The following is a 6,289-nucleotide window of genomic DNA, read 5'->3' as shown; positions in this document are numbered from 1 at the left end:
CGCGCACCCGCCTGCGGATTTTCTCCTTCGGCACATTGATGACCTCCAGCGCAAACGCGATGTTCTCAAACACCGTTTTCCGCTCCAATAAGCGGAAGTCCTGAAACACGACGCCGATATTGCGGCGGTACAACGGCACTTTGGAATGCTTCAGCTTCCCGACGTTGATCCCCGCCACCTCAACCTTGCCTTTGGTCGGGATTTCCTCGCCGTCCAGCAGCTTGATCAACGTCGACTTGCCCGAGCCGGTCGGCCCGATAATATAGACAAACTCCCCCTGATCAATTTTCAAGTTAATATTGTAAAGGGCGTTTACGCCATTTTTATATGTTTTTGCGATATGTTTCAATTCCAGCATTTTCCGCACCTCATTTGTTCTTATTATATCATGGGTTAATCTTTCCATATAGAATAAAAATGTTTGGGATTTCTTACATTTTAACCACCGTTCAATATTACTTTATTTTTAGCTCGCCGCATTGTCCTGTTAAGCCCAATTCGCTGAAACCCAAAATGAAGCCGGGATGGACTTCGCGGGAACAAAAAAGGCGCGTTTTCCTTTTCGCGCCGCTTCTGTTTCCTTTTTCATTTACACTGCACTTCCATGATCCCAAGGCGTTTTCCCATCGTTTTTGCGGATTCAACAGACTTATGACCGGCTTATATCCTGAGCTTTCAGCACTTCCCTAGACCTTGAATTCCAATGTGAAGCCTTCTCCATGCACATCCGTTGCGTCGCTGGTAATCATAAAGGCGTTTTCGTCAAACCGGTTGACCAGTTCCAGCAGCTTCGGATATTCCTTCTTTTCCACAACGACCAGAATCACCTTGCGGGGTGCTCCGGTATAACCGCCCGTCGCGTCGCTCAGCGTCGTTCCCCGATCCAGCTCGGATTGGATCGCGGCATTGATCTGCGCGTGCGCCTCCGAAATGATTTGCACAGCCTTCGCGTTGCCGCCGCCCAGCGTCAGCATCTTGTCGATCCCAAACGAGGTGCCCCAGACGGAAATAAAGCCGATCAGCACTGCTTCCAGACCATAGGTGAACAAGCCCAGTCCGACCGTCAGCGCGTCGGTGATCAACACCAGCGTCGAAATCTTAATCCCGGTATATTTGTTGACAATTAACGGCGGAATATCCATCCCTCCGGTACTCGCGCCTGTCCGCAGCACCAGCCCGATGCCAACGCCCGCCAGCAGTCCGCCATAGAGCGAAGCCAGGATGGGATCCAGCTGCAGCAGCGGGACAAACGGCGTGATGATCGTCAGATAGACCGGATACACCAGCGAGCTGATCACCGTCTTGACGGCAAAGTCTTTTCCCAGAAACACCGTGCCCAGCACAAACATCCCCAGCACCAGACCGTTGACCATCAGCGTCGGTTCAATATGAAACACCGGCTGCAAAGCGACCGCGATGCCGGCCACGCCGCCGGAAAGAATATTATAGGGTAAGATAAACATCGCGACGGCCAGCGCCAGCATAAAATTGCCGATCAGAACCCAGGGCAGGTCCCGGACCATTTTCTTCATTTCCAAAAGCGATTCCTCCTTCACTGTCGTTTCATTATATCATGGTTCTTTCTTTACCGGAAAAGTTGGTTTATAATACAGGAAGTCAGAAAGGAGCGGAAGATGAAAAAGAAAAGTTGTTGGCTGCTTGTCGCTTTAATGGTAATTTTTATTTTTTCCAATTCCGCTGCTTCCGCCGGCACGTCCAACGGCATGAGCCTGACGGTCAGCGAATGGGTCCGGCCGGTATTGGATACCGTCGGCCTGCATCCGGAAACGGATTTTTTAAACTTCGTGATCCGCAAGCTGGCGCACTTCAGCGAATATGCTTTGTTGGGCTGCCTGATCGCCGCCGCCTACCGGCTTCAGCCCTGGTCGTGGATGAAGGGCAAAGCGGCACTGCTGCCGTTTTTCATCATCCCGGTTCTGGATGAGAATCTGCAGCGGTTTTCCGCCGGCCGCAGCTGTGAGCTGCGGGATATGCTGATCGACAGCGCGGGGATGGCCGCCGGCATGTTCCTGGCGATCATCTTGCTGGGAATTGTAGGACATCAGAAAAAACAGGAGGATTAACGGATGAAAGAATGGAATTTGAACGATCTCTACACCGGCTATGACAGCGAAGCCTTCCAACAGGATTTCGCCGCCTTGGACACCCACATCAACGCGATGAACGCGCTGGCGGAAAGCCTTGATCAGCGCGATCCGCACTCGACGCTGAAAGCGATCATTGAACAGCTGTCCGCCTACCAGACGCTGACCCGCCGGCTGGGCGCGTATCTCTCGCTGCGCCAGTCCGCCAACACCGCCGATCAGCAAACCGTTTCCATGAATTCCCGCTTTCAGATCAAGACCAGCCAGTCGGCGCTGGCTTCAACCCGCTTCCAGAAATGGATCGCGACCCAGGATCTGGACGCGCTGATCCCCAGCGACCCGCTGTTTCAGCAGCATGCCTTCTGGCTGCAGGAAATCCGCAGCCATGCCGCGCATACGTTAAGCGACGAGGTCGAGGACGCGATCGGGAAAATGGAGCTGAACGGTTCCAACGCCTGGGCACAGCTGCAGGAATACATGACCTCGACGGTCGCCGTCACGATGGACGGTCAGGATTATACGTTATCCTCGATCCGCAACCTCGCTTACAGCACCGATCCAACCGTTCGTAAAAAAGCCTATGAAGCGGAATTAAAAGCTTATGATAAAATCAAGGACGCCGTCTGCTTCGCACTGAATTCGATCAAAGGCGAAGCGAACACCGTCAGCGAGCTGCGTCACTTTGATTCCGTTCTGGACATGACGCTGTTCAATTCCCGCATGCGGAAGGAAACGCTGGACGCGATGTTCACGGCGATTGACGAAGCGCTGCCGCGCTTCCACGCTTATCTGCGTCACAAAGCAGAGCTGCTCGGCTACACCGACGGCCTGCCGTTTTACGAACTGTTCGCCTTGATGGGCAAAAGCACCCGCACCTTCACCACCGATGAAGCGAAAGCGTATCTGATCCAGAACTTCACGCCATTCTCCAAGGATGTCGCCGGGATCATCGAGCGCGCCTTCGACGAGGAGTGGATCGACTTCTTCCCGCGCAAGGGCAAGGTCGGCGGTGCTTTCTGCTGCAACCTGCCGATGCTGAAGCAGAGCCGCGTGCTGACCAACTTTGACGGTTCGCTCAGCGACGTCGTCACCTTAGCGCACGAACTGGGTCACGCCTATCACGGCCACCGGATTGAAAACCACAGTCCGCTGAACACCCGCTATTCGATGCCGGTCGCAGAAACCGCCTCAACCTTTAATGAAACGGTCATCATGAACGCCGCGATCCGCGACGCCGCCAGCGATGAGGAAAAGATGATGTTGATCGAAAGCACGCTGCAGGATGTTACGCAGGTCATCTGTGATATCTACTCCCGCTATCTGTTCGAAACCGAGGTTGTGGAAAAGCGCAAAGACGGCTTCCTGTTCAGCGACGATCTGGAAGACATCATGCTGCGGGCACAGAAGAAAGCCTACGGCACGGGTCTCGATCACAGCCAGCTGCATCCGTATATGTGGATCTGCAAGAGCCATTATTACGACGCCGGCTTAAACTTCTACAATTTCCCATACGCCTTCGGCTGCCTGTTTGCCAAGGGTCTGTACGCGCAGTATCAGAAGGAAGGCCCGGCCTTTGTCGACAAGTACAACCGCCTGTTGGAAGCGACGACCGTCAGCAGTGTCGAGGACGTGGCGGCGATGGCGGGCATCGACATCACCAAGCCGGATTTCTGGCGCGATTCTCTGGCGATTGTGGAGACCATGATCGACGAATTCATCGCCCTGTCCGCCAAGTAACATCGAATCCGCAGCGTTTCTCACTGAATGAAGCTGAACATCGCTGCGATCCTTTTTAACAAGAAAATCCGTTCCTTTTCCCAATGCAGATTGGGCAAGAAACGGATTTTTCTTTTTAGCTTCATAGTCTGACGGATGTCTATCTGTCTTCAAACCGGATGCCAGATTTCCCGGATCGGCTTCGACGAAAAAGATTTATGCAGCGGCCCGGTTGATCCCTTTGATCAGCACCGCCATCCCCGCTTCCCTCTTTAACGTTTCCCAATCCAATTCCTGCCCACCCAGATAGTCAAGCAGCGTTGGATCCAGTTCTTCCAACAGTACGATTCCGGAATTCATCAACGATGCGATCAGCGTCCGCAGTTTCAGCCGCCGAACTTTTCCCACGCATTCCATCCCATTGAAATCCCGGACACACCGCGTCCGCCACTTCTTCCGGCTGCGGTGCCATTCCAGGCAGAACCAGCCGCGCTCTAACCTGGACAGAACGATATACGTTTCATCCTCCCGCTTCACGATATACCCCGGCACCCACTTGATATACTGATCCTTACCCTGGGTCTGGCAATAATCCGCATAGGCGATTTCATGAGCGGCGGCGCGGTAAACGAGTTCCAGCCGGGTTTTCCCCTGAAAGACGGCCGGATGGGCAAAATCAGCGAAATAACCGCGGCGGCCGCAGAAAAACAGATTCCATCCCGCATCCTCCATGTACGCGCGGTATTGATGACAGAGCCGGATTAACCGCAGTTTCCCGGGGATAAATTCCTGCAGATACCACAGATCATGATCAATTTCAAGGATATCCCCCTTCTCCCAAAGCAGCGGCACATTGAGATAGGGATGATAAATATGATCCAGATGAGAAATCAGCACAAGATGTTTCTGGATCCGGCGCAGATCATGCCGTTCTACGGGAATCGGTTTATTTTGCAGCAGTTCCGCTCTCAGCGTCACATTGTGCTTCAAATCAATATAGGTTTGCTTCCCCAGCGGATGATCTCTGGCCAGCATTGTCGTCTGATATTCCCGCAGACCGGAATATGGACTGGACGAACAGGCTTTAGCTGTCAATTCCTGTTTTATCCTGGCAAGAATCAGATATGGACGAATTCGATGGGCCGGATCAATTTTCGCCAGTTCTTCCGATGGCAGCGGCATCTGCGCCCATACCAGAAAGCCCGGCTCACATTGTTCAAACCAGATTTGTTGTTGATTCGCGATTGAAATTGCAGCATTTTCCCGCGGAGATTTTCGCTGAAAAAACTGATGAAGCCAGATCCAGAATTTTTTTATCATCATTGTCCCTTACCCATTTGAAACGTGGTTGCTGATCCCTGATTTATAAGGGATGTTAATCCGAATACCCTGTTTTATTTTCCGGCTTGGCCTGATCCCGCAGCAGAGTATCCAGGGAATCCACTTCCAGCAATTCCATCAGATGTTCCAGATCCAGACTGTCCATCGCCGGATAAGCGGCGTCTTCAATCGCCTGAAGATCTTCAAAAGTAAAATAAGACCGCTCAGCCAGATCCTGCATCGTGATCGCTTTCGCTTCCCGCCATTGCCTGAGCTTCAATCCCAGCAGCTTTGCGGTTGCGTTATTCTCCATTGGGCTGATCCGGCCTTTCAAGGCCTCCCGCATTTGTTTGAGAAAGTCCGTTTCAGCTTGGATCTCAGCCAGCCCCGAGCGGTGCCGCAGCTGCAGCCAGCTTTGTTTACGTTGAAGAAAAGTCAGCTTGTTCTCCACAAACTCCAGCAGCTGCTTCAAAAGGCGGACGTCGTCCAGCACCTCCAGCATCCGCAAAAGCATCCGTTTCTGTTCCCATTCTCTGACGAAATGCACAATTCCGCCGGCTTTCTTTTCCGCCATTTTCTCACGCCCTCAATTTCTTCTGAGTTAATCTTATCATATTTCCTGTCATTATGCCACGTTTCCAACTTTTTTGAGTTTGCAAATGAGATTGAATCCTTCCTGCACCGCCGGATCAGACTAGTTTTAGGTGTCTTGTATTATACCTATAAATTATACCGCTTTCACGCTAAAATGCAAAGGAACAAAGGAGGTTTCTGGCTGATGATTGTTTATGACAACCTTTGGAAAACCATGAAGAAACGGGGGTTAAGCTGTTATCGACTGACCCTGGATTACGGTATTCCCAAATCACTGCTCAACCGGATGAAGAAGAATGCCGTCGTTAAAACAACCTCCCTGGACGATCTGTGCAAAGCACTTGATTGTCAGCTTCAGGATATCGTGGAATTCATTCCTGATTCTGACTCTGATTAATCCGTCAGCGCCTTGCAAAATTCGTTTCAAATTCCAGCCTGAGCCGCTGGTTTTTTTTATTCTTTATTCTGTTTTAAAGTGCTTCTATCATAAAGCGCTTCTCCCTTCAAGCTCCTCTGTTGATTTTCGCCTGACGCTGTGCTTAACAGCGAGCTTC

General features: G+C 51.8%; 7 protein-coding genes. 3 read left to right on the top strand and 4 right to left on the bottom strand.

Annotated features, from left to right (window positions below; all coding sequences use genetic code 11):
* Nucleotides 1–358: cell division ATP-binding protein FtsE (locus tag BQ7364_RS15760; protein ID WP_139248683.1), on the bottom strand; the 358-nt coding region annotated here is incomplete at its 3' end.
* A 328-nt stretch (nt 359–686) separates the two neighbouring features.
* The gene (locus BQ7364_RS15755; RefSeq protein ID WP_072686133.1) at nt 687–1,532 is read right to left on the bottom strand and encodes a YitT family protein; all 846 of its coding nucleotides are present in this window, start codon (nt 1,530–1,532) and stop codon (nt 687–689) included.
* A gap of 102 nt (nt 1,533–1,634) precedes the next feature.
* On the opposite strand from BQ7364_RS15755, the gene BQ7364_RS15750 reads away from it, so the two are divergent.
* Both BQ7364_RS15750 and BQ7364_RS15745 read left to right on the top strand, forming a co-directional pair.
* Nucleotides 1,635–2,084: a VanZ family protein gene (locus tag BQ7364_RS15750; RefSeq protein ID WP_072685632.1), complete on the top strand. Its 450-nt coding sequence runs from the start codon at nt 1,635–1,637 to the stop codon at nt 2,082–2,084.
* Between the two features lie 3 nt (nt 2,085–2,087).
* Nucleotides 2,088–3,842: a M3 family oligoendopeptidase gene (locus tag BQ7364_RS15745; protein WP_072685631.1), complete on the top strand. Its 1,755-nt coding sequence runs from the start codon at nt 2,088–2,090 to the stop codon at nt 3,840–3,842.
* A 195-nt stretch (nt 3,843–4,037) separates the two neighbouring features.
* Here BQ7364_RS15745 and BQ7364_RS15740 read toward each other — a convergent pair whose 3' ends face one another.
* A complete protein-coding gene (locus BQ7364_RS15740; protein ID WP_139248662.1) occupies nt 4,038–5,144 on the bottom strand; it encodes a hypothetical protein in 1,107 nt (368 codons plus the stop codon).
* 52 nt (nt 5,145–5,196) lie between these two features.
* Nucleotides 5,197–5,715 (bottom strand): hypothetical protein, encoded by a 519-nt coding sequence (locus tag BQ7364_RS15735; RefSeq protein WP_072685629.1) that lies wholly within the window; start codon nt 5,713–5,715, stop codon nt 5,197–5,199.
* A gap of 204 nt (nt 5,716–5,919) precedes the next feature.
* Here BQ7364_RS15735 and BQ7364_RS15730 point away from each other — a divergent pair, with 204 nt between their 5' ends.
* The gene (locus BQ7364_RS15730) at nt 5,920–6,132 is read left to right on the top strand and encodes a helix-turn-helix domain-containing protein (RefSeq protein WP_072685628.1); all 213 of its coding nucleotides are present in this window, start codon (nt 5,920–5,922) and stop codon (nt 6,130–6,132) included.
* The last annotated feature ends 157 nt before the right edge of the window (nt 6,133–6,289 follow it).

The sequence above is a fragment of the Holdemania sp. Marseille-P2844 genome, assembly GCF_900120005.1.
Taxonomy (GTDB): domain Bacteria; phylum Bacillota_I; class Bacilli_A; order Erysipelotrichales; family Erysipelotrichaceae; genus Holdemania.
This window is presented reverse-complemented; position numbering and strand designations above follow the sequence as displayed.